Below are 16,312 nucleotides of genomic sequence, written 5' to 3'. Positions count from 1 at the left end.
CGGCAAAATCTCGGCCCATCCACGACCCCCACCCTGATCCGAGCGGCGCCCGCGCCGGCACGGCGGCGCGGCACGCGACCACAGGTGAACACGGGGGTTGACACGTGCATCGATCGAACACGGCGACCGCGACGGAACCGGCGCCCGTATGGGCCGGACCGCTCACCACGGCGCCCCTGCCCGGCCCGGACGGACCACTTGCCGGACGCAGTGTCCTGGAAGGCGCCTTCGCACTGCTGAACGCCCTGCGCCAAGAGGAGGACGCCGGCGTGACCAGGCTGGCCTCCGCCTGCGGACTGCCCAAGACGACCGCATACCGGCTGCTCGACCAACTCGCGGAGCTGGGGGCCGTCGAACGCAGTGCGGGCCGCTACCGCATCGGCCCGGGCATGTTCCGGCTCGGTCACGGGTGGCAGCCGTACCCGGGCCTGCGATCGGCCGCCCGGCGGCCGCTGCGGCGGCTGGCGACCGTCACCGGCATGACGGTCGCCCTCGCCGTACTGCACCAGGGCCAGACGCTGGTTCTGGACTGGACGACCGTCGCGGACGTCGCGTTGCCCGACGACCGGCAGACCTGGCCGTGGTACACGGCGGCCGGCAAGGTCCTGGCCGCCTCGGCCCGTCCCGGCCCGCCGCTCGGCCCGCTGCCGCGGACCTGGCCGGAAGAGGCGGGCCGTATCCGGGAGTGCGGGGCCGCCTACGACCGGGAGGAGGTGCTGGAGGGGGTGTGCTGCGCCGCCGTACCCATCCGTGCGGCGAACGGTGTTCCGGTGGCGGCACTGAGCGTTCTGACCGACCCGGACCACCGCCTGGAACGCCTCGCCGACGCCGCCCGCCGCGCGGCGTCGGCCGTCGCGGCGGGGCTCGGCCGTTCCGCTCAGCGGCACATCGGGCGACAGGGCGATGCCCCCTCAGCAGGCTGAGCCCGTCGGCCGAAGCGCTACCGCGCCGTACAGGGTCCGACCGTTCTGCGGTCCTCGCATCGCCGTACCACCACTCACGGAGGGCACCATGGAGTCGTCGCCGACCTCGCGGGGCCGCCGCCGCGACCCGTTGGCCCTGCTGAGCGCGGAGTTCGACGGCGTGCACGACGTGTGGCACTCCGCCATGGGCGCGGTGTGCGTGGCCGATCCCGAGGCGGCCCGGGCGGTGATGGGCAACCGGCACGCCGCCGTCGCGGAGACGTCCGACTTCTTCCAGGGCCGGCACGGCGTCTTCGGGCCGCGTTCCGCGCAGGTCGCCATCGGCCGCGCGGCACGGGAGCTGATGCGCCGTCATCTCGACGCACGGCGGCAGGACTTGCCCGCGCTGGTCGCCGAACGGCTCGCACCGCACAGTGAGTGGCCGGACGCCGGGAACCTGCTCGTCCTGCGGCATCTGCGCGAGGTGCTGCTGCACGGGGACGCGCCGGCCGACCTGCACACGACCGTGGAGGCGATCGTCGCCCGTGCGGTGCTGGCGGGTGCACGACGGCGTCACCCGGCCCCGTCCCGACTGCTCTTCCGCCGCCGTGCGCTGCGGGCGCTGCACACCGAAGTGCGCGCCCGGCAGGGCCGGTTGCGGCAGCTCGGCGGCGCGGGTGAACCGCGCGATCTGGTCGACGTCGTCGTCGAGGGGGGCGGTCCGGCGGCGGATCCGCGCGATCTCGTCGAGGTCTACCTGTCCTTCCTCTTCGCCGTGGTCGGATCGATCGGATTCGCACTGGGCTGGTCCGTCTACCTGCTGGGCACACACCCGGACCGGGCCGCGGCCGAGCCGAGCTGGACCGTGCGCGAGGCACTGCGGCTGTGGCCGGTGGCGTGGCTGTTCGCCCGCACACCGAGCCGGGTCCAGGAGCTGGGCGGGACGCGGGTGACGCCGCAGGACCGGCTCGTCGTGTGCAGCTATCTGGTGCACCGCCACCCCGAACACTGGGAGCACCCCGACGAGTTCGTCCCGCAGCGCTGGGCGGCGGGCGTGCCCGACGCGGCCTATCTGCCGTTCGGACTCGGACCGCACACCTGCGCGGGCGCGACCGTCACCGTACGGCTGCTGGAGGACCTCGTCGGTCTTCTGTCCCGTGACTGGCGCGTGTCGGTCACCCCTGACGGCGGCGGGCCCCAGGTGGGCCCGGCGCTGGCTCCGCCGCGTTTCACCGCGACGCTGAGCCTCCCCGACGACCGTCCCGAAAGGAGGTGAACCCGCATGCGCGCGCTGTATCTCAAGGCGAAGTCGGTCCTCAACATCCGAGGGCAGTACGAATACTTCTGGTACCTGTACCACCACATCTGACCGGCCCTGCGCGGGGAGGCGCGCCGCCCGGTCGGCTCCCCGCGCTCCACGAGGGGAACGTTCGCGATGACCACCCCGCAACACCCCGAGGACTTCCTGCGTTTCATGCGGATGCGCAGCGCGCAGGAGGACGGGATCTTCTGGGTCGACGACCAACGGCTCGGCGTGTTCGAGCCGGAGGCGGCGCGCCACGTCAGTGCCACGAACTGGCACCGGTTCGTCATGCACGACCGCCTCGTCGACATGGTGCGCCGGCGTCGCAGCCCCGAGATGCCGTGGAGCCGGATCCGCTCCGCGTGGCTGGGCCAACTCCACACCCTCGCAACGCAGGAGCACCACGGCCGGCTGATCGAACGCATGGAGCGCGTCATGGACGCGCGGGTCGGACAGGACGTCGATCTGACCATGCTGATGCAGGACGTGACGCTGCGGTCGCTGCTGCCCGTCGCGCTCACCGGCCTCACCTCCGCCGAGGCGGAACTGGTGCGCCGGGACCTCGAGATGAAGTTGTTGCGGCTGGTCTCGCCCGAGCCGGGCAGCACCTGGCACCACCTGCGGTTCATCTCCGTCCAGGTGCGTTCGGGGCTGGTGGTGCGCCGGGTCCTGCGGCAGCGTGCCCGCGGCCGGCGCGAGCGCGAGCCGGACCTCGCCGACCCGTTCGTGGACCTGCTGCCGGAACTCGGCATGGACCGCGCCCTGGACGTGGTGACCGCCGTCCTCACCGCCATCGGGGGCCCGCCCGGCACCGCCGCGGCAAGCCTGCTCTACGAGTTCGTACGGCAGCCCGAATGGCAGCGCCGGCTCACGGACGAACTGGGCGCCGTGGACCCGGTGGAGTTCCGTACGGCGCCCACCCGTGTCGCCCCGGAGACGCACCGGTTCGTGAAGGAGGTGCTGCGGATGTGGAGCCCGCCGCTGCTGCTGGTGCGGCGCTCCAAGTTCGGGTTCGACCTGGGCAGGACCCGGCTGGAGCCGGGACAGTGGTACCTGCTGAGCCCGCACATGATCCATCGCGACGAGCGGGTCTGGAAGCGGCCCGACGACTTCGACCCGGACCGCTTCCTGCCGGGCGCGCCGCACGGCCCGGCGGACCGCACCTGTTACGTGCCGTTCGGCTGGGCGCCGAAGAAGTGCATCGGCGCGAATCTCGGAACGGTCCAGTTGATGGCCCTGTGCCATCTCCTGTGCACCCGCTACCGGTTGACCGTGGACCGGCCGGAGGAGATCACGATGGCCCTGCGTTTCGCGCCGGTGCCGGAGAACTTCCGCGGCCGGCTGGCTCTTCGGCAGGGGATGTCCGGAAAACCATGCCGAGGAAATGGACCTCACGCATGAAGGTCACTCTGGTCACCATGCCATGGGCCACACCGGCCGCCCCGTCCCTCGGCTGCGGGAACCGGGTGTTCTCCTCGGCCCTCTCCGACGACTCCTCGTGGGCGCGCGTACGTCGGGGTTCGGCGAACTCGACTGATGGGCGCCGGAGTCTTGCTCGACGGTGCTGCCCTTGCCGGTGGACGGGGTCGTATACGAGGTCGTCATCGAGACGGCGAACTCCGTGGCCGGGGGCCCTCGCCCTACGTGAGGTGATCGCGGCGGCACGGAAGGCGGAGGCCACGGCGTGAGTGAATAGCGGAATGCTCCTCGACTTCACGCACGACCACGACGGTGAACGGCTCAGCGGCGTGTACGGCGGTGATCCTTCCGGGGGCACCGCCGTGGTGCTGCACGGCGCCGGCAACGGCAGCATGGAGCGACTGCGCCCGCTGGTACGGGAGTTCGTGGCCCACGGCTGTCGAGGGGTTGCCTTCGACTTCTCCGGGCACGGCGAAAGCAGCGGACGGCTCAGTGAGTTGAGCCTGCGGCGACGGTTCGAGCAGGCCGTCTCGGTGATCGACGCGTACGCGGGGGCGGACGGGCCGCTGGTCCTCGTGGGGTTCAGCATGAGCGGGCAGACGGTGGCGGATCTCGTCCGGCACTACGGGGACCGGGTGACGGCGCTGGGGCTGTGCGCGCCCGCCGTGTACTCGGCCGAGGCCTGGGACGTGCCCTTCGGGGAGGGCAATGGGCGGTTCAGCGGGATCATCCGGCGGCCGGACAGCTGGCGGGAGGCGCCCGCGCTTCAGGCGCTGCGGGCGTACGAGGGCCGGGCGGTGCTCGCCGTGCCGGGCGCGGACGCGGTGATCCCGCCCGCGGTGACCGAGGCCGTACAGGACGCGTTGGCCGCGCGCGCCCAGTACACGCGGTTCGAACTCCCGGACGCGCAGCATCAGTTGGGGCTGTGGTTCCGTGATCACGCCGAGGACCGGAGGGAGTTCGTGGAGGCGGTGCTGACCGGCCTCCAGGACCGGGGCTGGTCGGCCACCCGTTCGTGGGTGGCCAAGCAGCTCGGCCCCGGCCGCTCGGTCGCCGACTCCGGTCTCCTGTCCGGAGGTTGGAGCTCCCAGATGCGCCGGCTCATGCTCGACGACGGCACGGACCTGGTGCAACGGACCTTCGTGAAGCCGTTCTTCCGCCACCACGCGCCCGGACTGCTGAGTCGCGAGGCGTCCGTCCTGGCGCTGCTCGCCGGGGAGGAGGGCGTCGCGGCGCCCCGTCTCGTCGCCGTGGACGCCACGGCCGAACACTGCGACCACCCGACTCTGTTGATGTCCGCGCTGCCGGGCCGCGTCCGCGTGGACGAGGACGACCTCGACCGGCGCCTGGACCTGCTCGCGGCCCAGCTCGTCCGCGCCCACGGCGTCGTACCGGCCGAAAGACCGCGCACGTACCAGGCGTGGACGTCCCCGGCACGCGTCCGCACCCCGGACGGTGCCCTGTGGGAGCGGGCCGTCGACGTGATCCGCCGCGACCCGCCGTCGTACGAAGGCCGCTTCCTGCACCGCGACTTCCACCCGGGGAATGTGCTGTTCACCGGAGCCGGGCCCGAGCTGCGGATCACCGGCGTCGTCGACTGGGTCGAGACCTCGTGGGGCCCCGCCGACCTCGACGTGGCGCACTGCTCGACAGCGCTCGCGCTGCTGCACGGGCCGGAGCGCGGGTTGGGCTTCCGCGAGCGGTACGAGGCATACGGCGGCCGCGGCCTCGCCGACGGCTCCGACCACTTGTACTGGCGGCTGCTCGACGCCCTGGCCTACTCCCCCGACGCGGCGAAGCTGGCCGGGCCGTGGCGTGAGCTGGGAAGGGACGATCTGACGCCCGGGGTGCTGGGGGCACGGCTGGAGGCGTACGTGCACGGGCTGCTGAAGCGGTACGGCTGACGGGCCCGGGGCAGGCCTCGGAGACTGCGGGTCGGCCGGCGTCAGCTCGGCTTCAGCACCACCGCCTGGCCGCCGGAGGGAGCCATGGCGACACTGAGCACGGTCGCCGAGGTGACGGTCCGGGTGCTCACCGCGACAGGGGTCTGGTAGGCGTAGGTGCCGGGCGTGCCGTCGGCGTAGACCGTCGCCGTCCAGTTGCCGCCGCCGAGGAAGGACAGCGGGAGCGACAGCGTCCGGGACGACTCGTCGGTCATCGCGCCCAGGTACCACGTGGTGCCCTTGCGGCGGGCGACCGCGACGTACTGGCCGATCGACCCCTCGAGGGTGCGGCTCTCGTCCCAGGTGGTGGGGATGGCGTCGAACCAGGGCAGGCCGGGCCAGTTGGCGGTGTTGGCGTACTTGGACGGCGAGTCGTACCAGTAGAGGAAGTTCAGCGGCTGGTAGTAGACCGCGGCCATCGCCATCTGGTGGACGTTGGTGGTCTGGTCGCGCGACTGCCCGTAGCAGATCGTGTAGTCCATCGGCCCGCCGATGTTGCGGGTGAAGGGCAGCGTGACGTTGTGGGAAGCGGTCGGGAAGTGCTCGTTGCCCCGCACGCCCTCCAGGCTCACCCAGTTGGGATACGTGCGCTCGTAGCCGAAGGGCCGTACGTCGTCATGCATGTCGATCAGCAGGCTGTGCGCGGCCGCGGCCTTGGCCCATCCGGTGATCTGGTTGGTCATGGCCTGCGTGCCGTCGTTGATGAAGCCCAGTTTCACGCCCGCGACGCCCCAGCCCTGGTAGAGGGCGAAGAGGCTGTCGGGGCTGGTCAGGGCGATGCGGTTGACGTAGAGGATGACGCCGATGCCCTTGCTCGTGGCGTAGGAGATCACCGACGGCAGGTCGATGGCGTCGATCGGCTTGGTGGCGTCGGTGGTGCTGCCTTCCGGCCCGTACCAGCCGGCGTCGTACTCGATGTACTGCAGCCCGCGGGCGACGGCGAAGTCGACGCCCGCGGTGCCCGCGGCGGTGGTCAGGCTGCAGCGGAAGACCTTGCCGGGCTTGATCCAGGAGGTGTCGGCCGGCACGGCTGCAGGGGCGAGGTTGAGCACCAGTTCGGCGTTGTCGACCAGTTCGGCATGGGTGGAGCCGGTCACCACCGCGCGCCAGGGGGTGGCGAACGGGGTGGTCACCGTGGAGGCCGCCTGGACCGTCCCGCTCCCGCGGGCGGTGTGCTCCATCAGGTAGGCGGCCAGCGTGTTGGGCTGCCCTGACACCGAACTCAGCATCAGCCGCGGGAAGTTGACCCGGGACGACTCGCATATGCAGGCGATCAGACCGCCGCTCGCGTACGTGGCGGTCAGCGGGAGGTCGGTCAGCGGGCCGGTGTCGGTGCCGGAGGTCCCGGTGGACGGGATCGCGTCCGGGGCGACCGGGTTGTACGCGTCCTCGTCCCGGGCGCTGTGGACGAGTGTGCCGTCGGGGAAGACGAACGTCGTGAGCTCGTCGGCGACGGTGGCGGTGCCCTTGTCGAGCAGCACGTACCGGAGGGCGACACCGCTGGGGTAGGCGCGGATCTGGACGCTGAAGTTGATGAGGGTGGCGGTGTCCTGGAGGTTCCAGCGCATCTCCTGGTACCAGTCGTGGACGTTCGCGTTGCGGCCGTAGACCGGGGTCCAGGTGTTGTTGACGGTCCAGTGCTGGTAGTTGGTGACGACCGTGCCGCTGCGGCCGAGCGTCGTCCCGTCGCTCAGCTTCAGGCCGAGGGCCGAGGTGTCGACGACGGTCGCGCCCCTGCGCTTGGCCGACCAGGTCAGTACGCCGCCGGTCAGCGCCATCGTGATCGTGGTACTGCCGTCGGGAGCGGTTGCGGTGACCACGGCGTCCGCCGCCGCAGCCGTGCCCGTCGTACCGATCCCGGCAGCAGCGGCGCCGGCGACGACAGCCGCGCCCTTGAGCAGTCCGCGCCGGGACACCGGGCGTGCTGGAACCTGCATGGCAGTGCACCTCTCGACTCAACACAACCGAACAGTAACCAACGGTTCCCCACCGACATCGGGCAGTTGTACGGCAGTCCGGGACGACTGGTCAACAGTCCGGACAAGGCCAGTGCTCGGCTTTCCGTCATGAACGAACAAAATCGATCGCTTCTCTTGACACCGCGACGATCAGGAAGCTCTCATTTCCCACTGAACCGCGCAGCCGCTTGCGTCAGTTCGCCGCGTTCGTCACCCTTCGCGGCTTCAACTCCCCCTGCCGCCACGCCGTCAGGCACCGCGTCGTGCGGACGACGGTCATGTCAGGACCTCGAAGGAGAGGCAGAGCATGCCGAATCGAGCACCCCACCACAGACCCTCGCGTGGCCGGTTGCGGGCAGCCGCCGCCGCGTTCCTCACGCTGCTCGCAGGCCTCGCGGCAGTGCTGCTGCCCGCGGCGCCCGCCAGTGCCGCCACCGTCTCCTTCACCCTGGGCGCCACCAGGACCGACCAGAACGGCAACACGCTCCAGCTGCACGGCCTGGGCATCATCAAGGTCGGCAACACCTGGTACGGCTTCGGCGAGGACAAGACCGGCGAGACCTCGTCCGACACGTCCTTCCAGGACATCCCCTGCTACACCTCCACCGACCTCTCCAGCTGGACCTACCAGGGCGTGGCCCTGGCCAAGCAGGCAAGCGGCGACCTGGGCCCGAGCCGGGTCGTGGAGCGGCCGAAGGTCATCTACAACGCGTCGACCGGCACGTACGTGATGTACATGCACATCGACAGCACCAACTACGGCGACGCGCGGGTCGGGGTGGCCACCAGCAGCACCCCCTGCGGGCCCTACAGCTACCGGGGCAGCTTCCGGCCGATGGGCAACCTGAGCCGTGACATGAACCTCTTCCAGGACACCGACGGCACCGGCTACCTGCTGAGCGAGGACCGCAACAACGGCCTGCACATCTACAAGCTCTCCGCCGACTACCTCTCCGTGGACAGCAGCGTGGCCCTGCTGGGCAGCAGCGGCTCGGCCAGCTACGAGGCGCCCGCCATGGTGAAGAGCAACGGCACCTACTACCTGCTCGCCTCCCACCTGACCGGCTGGAGCACCAACGACAACGTCTACACCACCGCCACGTCGCTGAGCGGGACATGGGCGCCGATGCGGAACTTCGCGGCGCCGGGCACCCACACGTACAACAGCCAGACGGCGAACATCATCACCGTGCAGGGCAGTTCCGGCACCACGTACATCTACGCCGGCGACCGGTGGAACACCGGCGACCTCGGCAACTCCCAGCTGATCTGGCTGCCCATGACCATCCGCGGCACCGTGGTCAACGTCGGCCAGTACCCGAGCTGGTCCCTGGACACCACCGCCGGCACCTGGACACCCAACTCCGGTGTACCCACCAACGCGGTGCACACGCTGACCGACGCGGGCAGCTCGATGCTGATGGACGTGGCCGGCGGCTCGACCACCAGCGGCGCCAAGATCATCCAGTGGCAGTCCAACGGCGGCGACAACCAGAAGTGGACGCTGAACCGGGTGGCGGACAACGTCTACACGCTCGTCAGCGTCAAGAGCGGCCTGTGCCTGGACGTGCCGAACAAGTCGACCGCGGAGAACGTCCAGTTGCAGCAGTGGACCTGCAACGGCGGTGCCAACCAGCAGTTCGCCGCCGACCTCGTGGGCAGCCTCACCGGCACCAAGTTCATGCTCGTCAACGTCAACAGCGGTCTGAACATCGGGGTGGACTCCTCCTCCACCACAGCGGGCGGCGGCGTCGTCCAGCTGACCGGCACCGGCGCCACCAGCCAGCAGTGGACGCTGTCCTGACGAACCGTCACCGAGAGGGCCGTCGCATCCCGCGGCGGCCCTCTCGGCATGTCGCGTGACCCCCGCCGCCGTCCGTGTCCCAAGTTCGTCCCAGCGGTGATCCGTCCCCGCAGGTCACAGGCGTGTGACTGTCCTGGCGTCCCAATCCGGGACAAGAGCATCCGCCCCACGGGGCAACCGCTGCCAGCATGATCCGCGCCGGGGCTCCCGGCCACTCACAAGAGGGGGAACACCAGATGGGAAAGAGGACGACGCTGGTGCGGGGACTGACCCTCGCCGCAGCAGCGGTCCTGCCCCTGTACGGGCCGACGGCGGTGCAGGCGGCGGAGTCGGCAGCCACCGCGGTCGCGGTCTGCGGGCACACGAGCGCACAGCCCACCCTGCAGCGGGGATCGACCGGTGACTCGGCGGTCGAGGCACAGTGCGAGCTCAATCTGGCGACGAAGCCGAGCCGGTACACGCCGATCGCGGCGGACGGCTCGTTCGGGCCGGCGACGGAGACACGGGTCAAGGAGTTCCAGCGGTGCGCCGGGCTGGACGTGGACGGTGTGCTCGGCCCGCAGACCTGGGCGGCGCTGAACACCTGGGCCGCGGAGCCGCACACCTGCGCCACCCCGGGCACGTCGAGCACGGCGCAGGCGACGGTGTGCGGCCACACCGACGCCCGTCCGACCCTGCGCAAGGGTGCGAAAGGCACTGAGGTCAAGGAGCTGCAGTGCCGTCTGAACCTGGCCATGGAGCCGTCCCACTATCCGCCGCTGGCGATCGACGGTGACTTCGGGGGCGGGACCGAGGGCCGGGTCATCGAGCTCCAGCACTGCGCCGGCCTCAGTGCCGACGGCGTCGTGGGCCCCAACACCTGGGCGAAGCTGGTGGACTGGTCCGGCCGCAACACGTACTGCACGCCACCGCGCCCCGCCGGCTACCCGATCGACGGCCTGGACACGGCCAAGTACCAGCACCCCGGCGGCGCGCCGATCGACTGGAAGGCCGTACGGGCCTCGGGTGTCGAGTTCGCGACCGTCAAGGCGACCCGGGGCACGAACGTCACCGACGAATACCTCGCCACCGACCTCGAGGCGGCCAGGGCGGCAGGGCTGGCGGTCGCGCCCTACCACTTCTACACGGGCACCTCGGCCGACACGGGTGCCGCGCAGGCCGACCGGTTCATCGCCGCGGTGCGGACGACCGGCTACACCGGCCGGCGTGCGGGCGACCTGCCGCCGATCTTCGACCTGGAACGCATGGACGACGGCAGCGGACGCTGTCCCACCTACGGCACGGTGGGCGACGCCACGGCCTGGCTCGACAAGGTGGAGGCGGCCTTCGGCCGCACCCCGATCATCTACACCCAGAAGTCCTTCCTGGACGACTGCCTGGGTTCGACCACCGCCTTCGCCCGCTATCCGCTGCAACTCGCGGACTACCGCCAGTCGATCACCCAGCCGCCGCTGCCGAACGGCTCGACGACCTGGGCGATGTGGCAGTACACCGACGCCGCGCTCTTCCCCGGCATCAAGGCACCGGCGACCGCGGACGTGTTCAACGGCACCCAGGCCGATCTGGACCGGCTGGCCAACCGCTGATCCCGGCCGGACAAGGAGAATCTCCATGACCACCCGGTTCGCGCACGCGTCCCTGGTCGCCCTGCTCGCCACCCTCGGTTTCACCGCTCCGGCACCCGCCTCCGCCTCGGCCACCCCGGCAACGACCTGCTACGACGGAGCGGTCAAGGTGCGCTACGGGGACGCGCTCGAGTTCGGCCCCTACTGGACCACGAGCCGCTGCAACGACATCAACATGCGCGTCATCGCCGGAACCGCCGACTACGTCAACGCCTGCGTGAAGTTCGCGAAGACCGGCACCTGCAACCGCTGGACCAAGGTCGGCCGGAGCTGGACGACCATCGCCACCGACGTCCTGGACGGCAGCAAGTTCACGGTGCCCGTCGGCGTGCCCCTGGAGGGCGACGACGCCGTCATGCAGATCGCCTTCTGACCCCCCACCTCGTCCAACGGAGACCACCATGATCCGGAGCAGAACCTTCGCCTCGGCTCTGTTCACCGCGGCCGCACTGCTGGGAGCGGCCGTCGCGCCCGCCTCGGCACAGACCTCGGCCGCCGCCGTCAGCTGCTACCGCGGCGCCAAGCCCCTGACGTACCACTACCAGCCGGCCGCCAAGGAGTACGGCACCTACACCACGTCCTCGCGGTGCAACGACATCAACATACGGCTCATCACTGACGAGCCGGGGGTGTACCTGGACGCCTGCGTGGTGTTCGTCGACCACACCAGCAAGTGCAACAACGGAGACGCATACACCACGCACGGCACCGAGTGGGGAACCGTCGCCACCGACGTCAAGGACGGCACCCACTTCGTCCTGCGTGTGCACGCCTACGACACCGACGCGCAGAACGTCTCGTTCCAGATCGCCTACTGACTTCTTCCCGCACCACCGTTCCGACGTTCCGAAAGGACGACCATGACTTCCTCCTTCCGCCCCCTCGACCGCCGCACCATGCTGCGTGGCACGCTGGCCGCCGGCGCCGGCATCGCGTTCGGTCAGCTGCTGTTCTCGGGCGTGGCCCAGGCCTACTCCTGGTCGCGCACCCTGAACCAGGGCGACAGCGGCGCCGACGTGACCGAGCTGCAGATCAGAGTCGCGGGCTGGGCCGCGGACAGCGCAAGCCACAGCCGGGTGAGCATCGACGGGGACTTCGGTCCCGGTACCGCGGCGGCCGTACGCCGGTTCCAGACGGCGTACGGCCTGACCGCCGACGCCAGCGTCGGACCCAACACCCAGGCGAAGCTCAACGCGCTGGAGCAGTCGGACGGCTCCACGCTCCACTTCAACTGGAGCGAGTTCGTGAACCAGTCGGACGGCACGTTCAACGGCGGCAAGCTGAGCGCGGCGCAGGTGAAGGAGAACGTCCGCCGCTGCATGTACAAGCTGGAGGCGCTGCGCAAGAAGCTGGGCGACAAGCCGATCACGGTCAACTCCGGCTTCCGCAGCATCGCGCACAACGCCGAGATCGGCGGTGCCAGCGACAGCATGCACCTGTACGGCACCGCGGCCGACCTCGACGTGCCCGGCGTCGCCAACAAGACCGTCTACCAGAAGGCGGAGACCTGCGGGTTCTCCGGACTGGAGACCTACACCGTCGACCACCAGCACGTCGACAGCAGGGCCGACCTCGGCCGCGACTGGTGGTGGGAGAGCGGCACGATCTGACACCGCCACGGGGGATCCCGGGGCCCTTGGGTACCGCTCCGGCGGTACCCAAGGGCCCCGGGCGTCAGCTCTTCGGTCTGTCCTTCTTCAGCGCCGCCTCACAGGAGGGCCAGTCGTGGAAGTCGTGCCGGACGCTCCACAGACGGTGGGCCGCCTTGATGTTCCACTCCGGGTCGAACGCCCGCAGGGGCGTGCCGTCGAGATCCCGCAGGCGGGCGTCGGAGATCTGGAACACACCCCAGTTGCGACTGCCGTTGGTGTTGGGCAGCACCCACAGCGGGTCGAGGAACGACGCACACCGGGCGATGGCCACGGCGGTGTCGGGATCCTCGACGAACACCTCACGGATCCGCTTCGCCACCCTGGCCGGCGACCAGGTCGTCATACTCACCTTCTGTGCGTAGAGCGCCTTCTTGGTGGCCTCGTCGGCCACGCTGGTGGCCGGCAGACCCGCCAGCACCTGGAACGCGGTCAGCCGGCGCAGGGTCTCCGGCCCGAAGTCCCCGTCTATCGCGAGCTTGCCCTTCGCCTTCGCCAACAGGTTCTGGACCTCACGCACGCACTCGTCGTGCTGCCCCATGCTCACCGACTTGCACGCGGGCGACTCCAGCAGCCGGTCACCGGCCGCCGGCGAGGCACCGTCGGGGCTGCTGCCGGGCAGCCACACGAAGCCGGCCACCAGCACCACCGCGACCACGGCGGCAAGTACCGCCAAACGGGCGGACAGCTTCTCGGGGAGCCGGGACCGTCGAGGCTCGTCGGTCCTGTCGGGGGTGATCTCCGGCGGGGTGGCGTCGGCAGGCCCGGTGCCCGCCTGCGCGAGCACGACAGGCTCAACCGGTTCCGTGTCCGGAAGCGGTTGCGGGTTCTCCTTGCCATCCGTGGCCGGTGCGTCCCGGTCGGTGTCCGCCAGCGCCCACAGCCGGTGGAGTTCGCGGAGCTCCTCCGCACTGGCGCCGCACACCTTGGCGAAGGCGTGCACCACCCGGTAGTCGGTCGGAACACCGAGGCCGGAGCAGTACCGGTGCAGACTGGAGCCACTGACGCCCGCCTCCTTGCCGAGCCGGTCGTAGCCCCGGCCGCTGCGGTCCTTCAGCATCCGAAGGTAGGCGGCGAACTTTTCCGTATGCGGAGAGGCAACCACACATCCACCCTTACTCAAGCCCCTACTGACGGGTAGAAGTTACACGGCGGAAAAGGAGTGTGTACGCGCTTTCACTTCCACATAGCTCCATCAACAGCCCTTCTAATAACGGCATTTGACAATACGTCAATTACTGTCGAGCGACCTGCGCCATTTCGGTGTGCCCGTTGTCCGCCGCGACCTCGCTGATTCAATTCGCCCTCGTAGTTGCCGCGGCACTGTCCGGCTGAAGCTCGACTTCACGACCTACCACACCGAGGGGATGGTCCAGGCCGACGGCCACAACTTCCTGTCCGCGGTGCAGGTCATTCCCTTGACGTCCGCAAGGAGTTCGAGGTCAAGGACCCCATCGGCGGTATCGTCCGGGACGCGGTCACCGGTCATCCCGTCGGCAACAACTGGGGCTCGCGCCACTTCTACGAGTGGAACGAGCGGGGGCGGCGGATCGCCGACTGGGAGAACCCGCAGTACTTCATCAACTACCGCAAGATGCTCTGCGGCGGCGTCACGAACCTGCCCCGGACCGCGGCCGGGGACGGTACCGGCGCCGTCTACGAGCTCGGCGGCACGGCCCTGACCGACCTGCGCAGCCACCGGGTGCTGCACGAAGTGCCCTTCCAGCAGTGGTCGACCGCCGGCCACGCGGCCACCCCCAACCCCCTCAAGCCGGCGGCCGACGGAGCCCGGATCACGATGTGGGCCGCCCCGGACGACGGCGACGAGGGCAACGGCACCGAGATCCTGGCGTACCGGGCGAGCGTGGCGCCCGGCTGACGCCCCACCACCCCCGAAGGTCAGCCGAAACGGCCCGCCACGTAGTCCGCCGTGCGACTGTCCTTCGGGGTGCCGAAGATGTCGTCCGTGGGACCCGCCTCGACGATGCCGCCGGGGGTGCCCTGTTCGGCGAGGAAGAAAGCGCACTGCTGGGAGACGCGGGCCGCCTGCTGCATGTTGTGGGTGACGATGACGACCGTGACCTGGCCGGCCAGTTCGTGGACGGTCTCCTCCACGCGGCGGGTGGAGGTGGGGTCCAGGGCCGAGCACGGCTCGTCCATGAGAAGGACGCGGGGGCGTACCGCCAACGCCCGTGCGATGCACAGGCGTTGCTGCTGGCCGCCGGAGAGCGCACCGCCGGGCTTGCGGAGGCGGTCGCGGACCTCCTTCCACAGACCCGCGCGGGTCAGGGACTCCTCGACCAGCTCGTCCTTCTCTCTGCGGCCCGCCCGCGTGCCGGTCAGCCGCAGGCCCGCCACCACGTTGTCGTAGATCGACATCGCGGGGAAGGGGTTGGGCTTCTGGAAGACCATGCCGATACGGCGGCGGGCGTCCGTCAGGCGCCACGACGGGTCGTAGATGTCCTCGCCCTCGAAGAGCACCTCGCCCCCGAACTGCGCCGCCGGGATCAGCTCGTGCATGCGGTTGAGCGTGCGCAGGAACGTGGACTTGCCGCAGCCGGACGGGCCGATCAGCGCGGTGACCCGGCCTGCGGGCATGGTCAGCGACACCTGGCTGAGCACCTGGTGGCTGCCGAACCAGGCCGAGACGGACCGGGCCTCGAGCGTGGCGGGCACGGCCGTGGCGGACACGGCCGGGGGCAGGACGACCGTGTCGGTCAGGGAGTCGGTCACTTCGGTCACGTCGGTCACCTCACGGGAAACGGTCACAGCAGGTTGGGCAGGAGTTCGGTGGTGCGGGTGGCCACCTGGAGGCCCAGGACCGCGACGACCGGTGCGAAGACGATCCACGTCTGGTGGCGGCCCCAGCGATGCCAGGTCCAGACGGCGGCCACCGAGGCCAGCAGCAGCGCCTGCAGCCACATCACCAGCGGCCAGGGCACTCCGGACGGGCGGGCCAGCGGCTCCTCGGCGGCCGGCAGCGTGCCGGAGCGGATCACCGCCGAGGGGGTCTGGAAGGGCGCGGAGACCAGGTCGGCGTCGACGCGCAGGATGCCGGCCGGCATGAAGCGGGCACCCGTGGCCGTGACCAGGACCAGCCGGCCCTTGCCGGCGGCGAGCGGCGCGGGCGCCGGATCACCGGCCCGCCGGACGTCGAGGACCTGGTACTGCGCCTTGCCCTGCCCGGTGATCACCGTGAACCTGTCGCCCTGGGCGAGCGAGCCGAGCGAGCGGAAGGGGCCGCCGTAGGCCGCGGCACGGCCCATCAGCACGCTGGTGCCGGCCTGGCCCGGCATGGGGGTGTCCCGGCGGTGGCCCGGACCGTCGGTCAGCACCGAGGAGTCGGTGCCCTCGAGGACGACCTGACTCATGCCCAGCCGGGGAATGGCGACGATCGCGACCGGCGTCCCGGGCGCGAGCAGCCTGCCCTCCTGGTCGGTCTGCGCCACCGGCGCCGTTCCCAGGGCGAGTTGGCCGCGCAGTTCGTCGAACGCGGCGTGCTGCGCGGAGTGTTCCTGGACGCCGCTGACCAGCAGCAGCTGTGCGGTGATGCCGAGCAGCAGGGCGGCGAGGCTGAGCAGGCCGCCGCGGGCGAGGTGGCGGACGACGGTGACGCTCCGGACGCGCGGGAGCGTGAGAGATAGGGCGACCGTCACGGCGGCCCGCCTCCTTCGCGGAGTTCCAAGGGGGGCTGCCGGGGAGGAGGGGC

At 70.6% G+C, this 16,312-nt stretch carries 14 protein-coding genes; 10 read left to right on the top strand and 4 right to left on the bottom strand.

What is annotated here, in order from left to right; genetic code table 11:
* Window positions 1-104: 104 nt before the first annotated feature.
* The 4 genes from ABZ880_RS17590 (at window position 105) to ABZ880_RS17575 (ending at window position 5,528) form a co-directional block, all read left to right on the top strand.
* Window positions 105-923 carry a helix-turn-helix domain-containing protein gene (locus ABZ880_RS17590; RefSeq protein ID WP_361263083.1) on the top strand — a complete coding sequence of 273 codons (819 nt, stop codon included), beginning with the start codon at window positions 105-107 and terminating at the stop codon, window positions 921-923.
* A gap of 88 nt (window positions 924-1,011) precedes the next feature.
* Window positions 1,012-2,178, top strand: a complete 1,167-nt coding sequence (locus tag ABZ880_RS17585; protein WP_361263080.1) for a cytochrome P450 — start codon at window positions 1,012-1,014, stop codon at window positions 2,176-2,178.
* A 159-nt stretch (window positions 2,179-2,337) separates the two neighbouring features.
* Window positions 2,338-3,606, top strand: coding sequence for a cytochrome P450 (locus tag ABZ880_RS17580; protein ID WP_361263077.1), 1,269 nt, complete (start codon window positions 2,338-2,340; stop codon window positions 3,604-3,606).
* Window positions 3,607-3,905: 299 nt separating this feature from the next.
* Window positions 3,906-5,528 (top strand): alpha/beta fold hydrolase, encoded by a 1,623-nt coding sequence (locus ABZ880_RS17575; RefSeq protein ID WP_361263073.1) that lies wholly within the window; start codon window positions 3,906-3,908, stop codon window positions 5,526-5,528.
* A 41-nt stretch (window positions 5,529-5,569) separates the two neighbouring features.
* Here ABZ880_RS17575 and ABZ880_RS17570 read toward each other — a convergent pair whose 3' ends face one another.
* A complete protein-coding gene (locus tag ABZ880_RS17570) occupies window positions 5,570-7,504 on the bottom strand; it encodes a glycoside hydrolase family 97 catalytic domain-containing protein (RefSeq protein ID WP_361263071.1) in 1,935 nt (644 codons plus the stop codon).
* A gap of 328 nt (window positions 7,505-7,832) precedes the next feature.
* On the opposite strand from ABZ880_RS17570, the gene ABZ880_RS17565 reads away from it, so the two are divergent.
* The 5 genes from ABZ880_RS17565 to ABZ880_RS17545 all read left to right on the top strand — a co-directional run bounded on the left by ABZ880_RS17565 (window position 7,833) and on the right by ABZ880_RS17545 (window position 12,564).
* Window positions 7,833-9,329: an RICIN domain-containing protein gene (locus ABZ880_RS17565; protein ID WP_361263068.1), complete on the top strand. Its 1,497-nt coding sequence runs from the start codon at window positions 7,833-7,835 to the stop codon at window positions 9,327-9,329.
* A 236-nt stretch (window positions 9,330-9,565) separates the two neighbouring features.
* Complete coding sequence (locus tag ABZ880_RS17560; protein WP_361263065.1) at window positions 9,566-10,915, top strand: GH25 family lysozyme; 1,350 nt, start codon at window positions 9,566-9,568, stop codon at window positions 10,913-10,915.
* Between the two features lie 25 nt (window positions 10,916-10,940).
* Entirely contained in the window at window positions 10,941-11,327 is a 387-nt protein-coding gene (locus ABZ880_RS17555; protein ID WP_361263063.1) for a hypothetical protein, read from the top strand.
* A 28-nt stretch (window positions 11,328-11,355) separates the two neighbouring features.
* Window positions 11,356-11,772: a hypothetical protein gene (locus ABZ880_RS17550; protein WP_361263060.1), complete on the top strand. Its 417-nt coding sequence runs from the start codon at window positions 11,356-11,358 to the stop codon at window positions 11,770-11,772.
* A gap of 42 nt (window positions 11,773-11,814) precedes the next feature.
* The gene (locus ABZ880_RS17545; protein ID WP_361263057.1) at window positions 11,815-12,564 is read left to right on the top strand and encodes a D-Ala-D-Ala carboxypeptidase family metallohydrolase; all 750 of its coding nucleotides are present in this window, start codon (window positions 11,815-11,817) and stop codon (window positions 12,562-12,564) included.
* 64 nt (window positions 12,565-12,628) lie between these two features.
* On the opposite strand, the gene ABZ880_RS17540 is transcribed toward ABZ880_RS17545, so the two are convergent.
* Entirely contained in the window at window positions 12,629-13,708 is a 1,080-nt protein-coding gene (locus ABZ880_RS17540; RefSeq protein ID WP_361263053.1) for a helix-turn-helix domain-containing protein, read from the bottom strand.
* A 207-nt stretch (window positions 13,709-13,915) separates the two neighbouring features.
* Here ABZ880_RS17540 and ABZ880_RS17535 point away from each other — a divergent pair, with 207 nt between their 5' ends.
* On the top strand, window positions 13,916-14,482 hold the full coding sequence (locus ABZ880_RS17535; RefSeq protein ID WP_361263050.1) for a DUF6454 family protein: 567 nt from the start codon (window positions 13,916-13,918) through the stop codon (window positions 14,480-14,482).
* Window positions 14,483-14,502: 20 nt separating this feature from the next.
* Here the strand turns inward: ABZ880_RS17535 and pstB are convergent, their stop codons facing one another.
* Window positions 14,503-15,279 carry a phosphate ABC transporter ATP-binding protein PstB gene (pstB, locus tag ABZ880_RS17530; protein WP_361263476.1) on the bottom strand — a complete coding sequence of 259 codons (777 nt, stop codon included), beginning with the start codon at window positions 15,277-15,279 and terminating at the stop codon, window positions 14,503-14,505.
* A gap of 89 nt (window positions 15,280-15,368) precedes the next feature.
* Window positions 15,369-16,259 carry a sortase gene (locus tag ABZ880_RS17525; protein WP_361263048.1) on the bottom strand — a complete coding sequence of 297 codons (891 nt, stop codon included), beginning with the start codon at window positions 16,257-16,259 and terminating at the stop codon, window positions 15,369-15,371.
* Between the last annotated feature and the right edge of the window lie 53 nt (window positions 16,260-16,312).

Origin of the sequence: Streptomyces sp. NPDC047043, assembly GCF_040644055.1 — a bacterium.
Taxonomy (GTDB): domain Bacteria; phylum Actinomycetota; class Actinomycetes; order Streptomycetales; family Streptomycetaceae; genus Streptomyces.
Note: the sequence above shows the minus strand (reverse complement) of the source record. Positions and strands in the feature narration are given on the sequence as shown.

Coding starts and splice junctions, on each gene's coding strand:
- ABZ880_RS17575 (WP_361263073.1), top strand. CDS start 3,906: ATGCTCCTCGACTTCACGCACGACCACGACGGTGAACGGCTCAGCGGC.
- ABZ880_RS17555 (WP_361263063.1), top strand. CDS start 10,941: ATGACCACCCGGTTCGCGCACGCGTCCCTGGTCGCCCTGCTCGCCACC.
- ABZ880_RS17585 (WP_361263080.1), top strand. CDS start 1,012: ATGGAGTCGTCGCCGACCTCGCGGGGCCGCCGCCGCGACCCGTTGGCC.
- ABZ880_RS17570 (WP_361263071.1), bottom strand. CDS start 7,504: ATGCAGGTTCCAGCACGCCCGGTGTCCCGGCGCGGACTGCTCAAGGGC.
- ABZ880_RS17550 (WP_361263060.1), top strand. CDS start 11,356: ATGATCCGGAGCAGAACCTTCGCCTCGGCTCTGTTCACCGCGGCCGCA.
- ABZ880_RS17580 (WP_361263077.1), top strand. CDS start 2,338: ATGACCACCCCGCAACACCCCGAGGACTTCCTGCGTTTCATGCGGATG.
- ABZ880_RS17545 (WP_361263057.1), top strand. CDS start 11,815: ATGACTTCCTCCTTCCGCCCCCTCGACCGCCGCACCATGCTGCGTGGC.
- ABZ880_RS17565 (WP_361263068.1), top strand. CDS start 7,833: ATGCCGAATCGAGCACCCCACCACAGACCCTCGCGTGGCCGGTTGCGG.
- ABZ880_RS17560 (WP_361263065.1), top strand. CDS start 9,566: ATGGGAAAGAGGACGACGCTGGTGCGGGGACTGACCCTCGCCGCAGCA.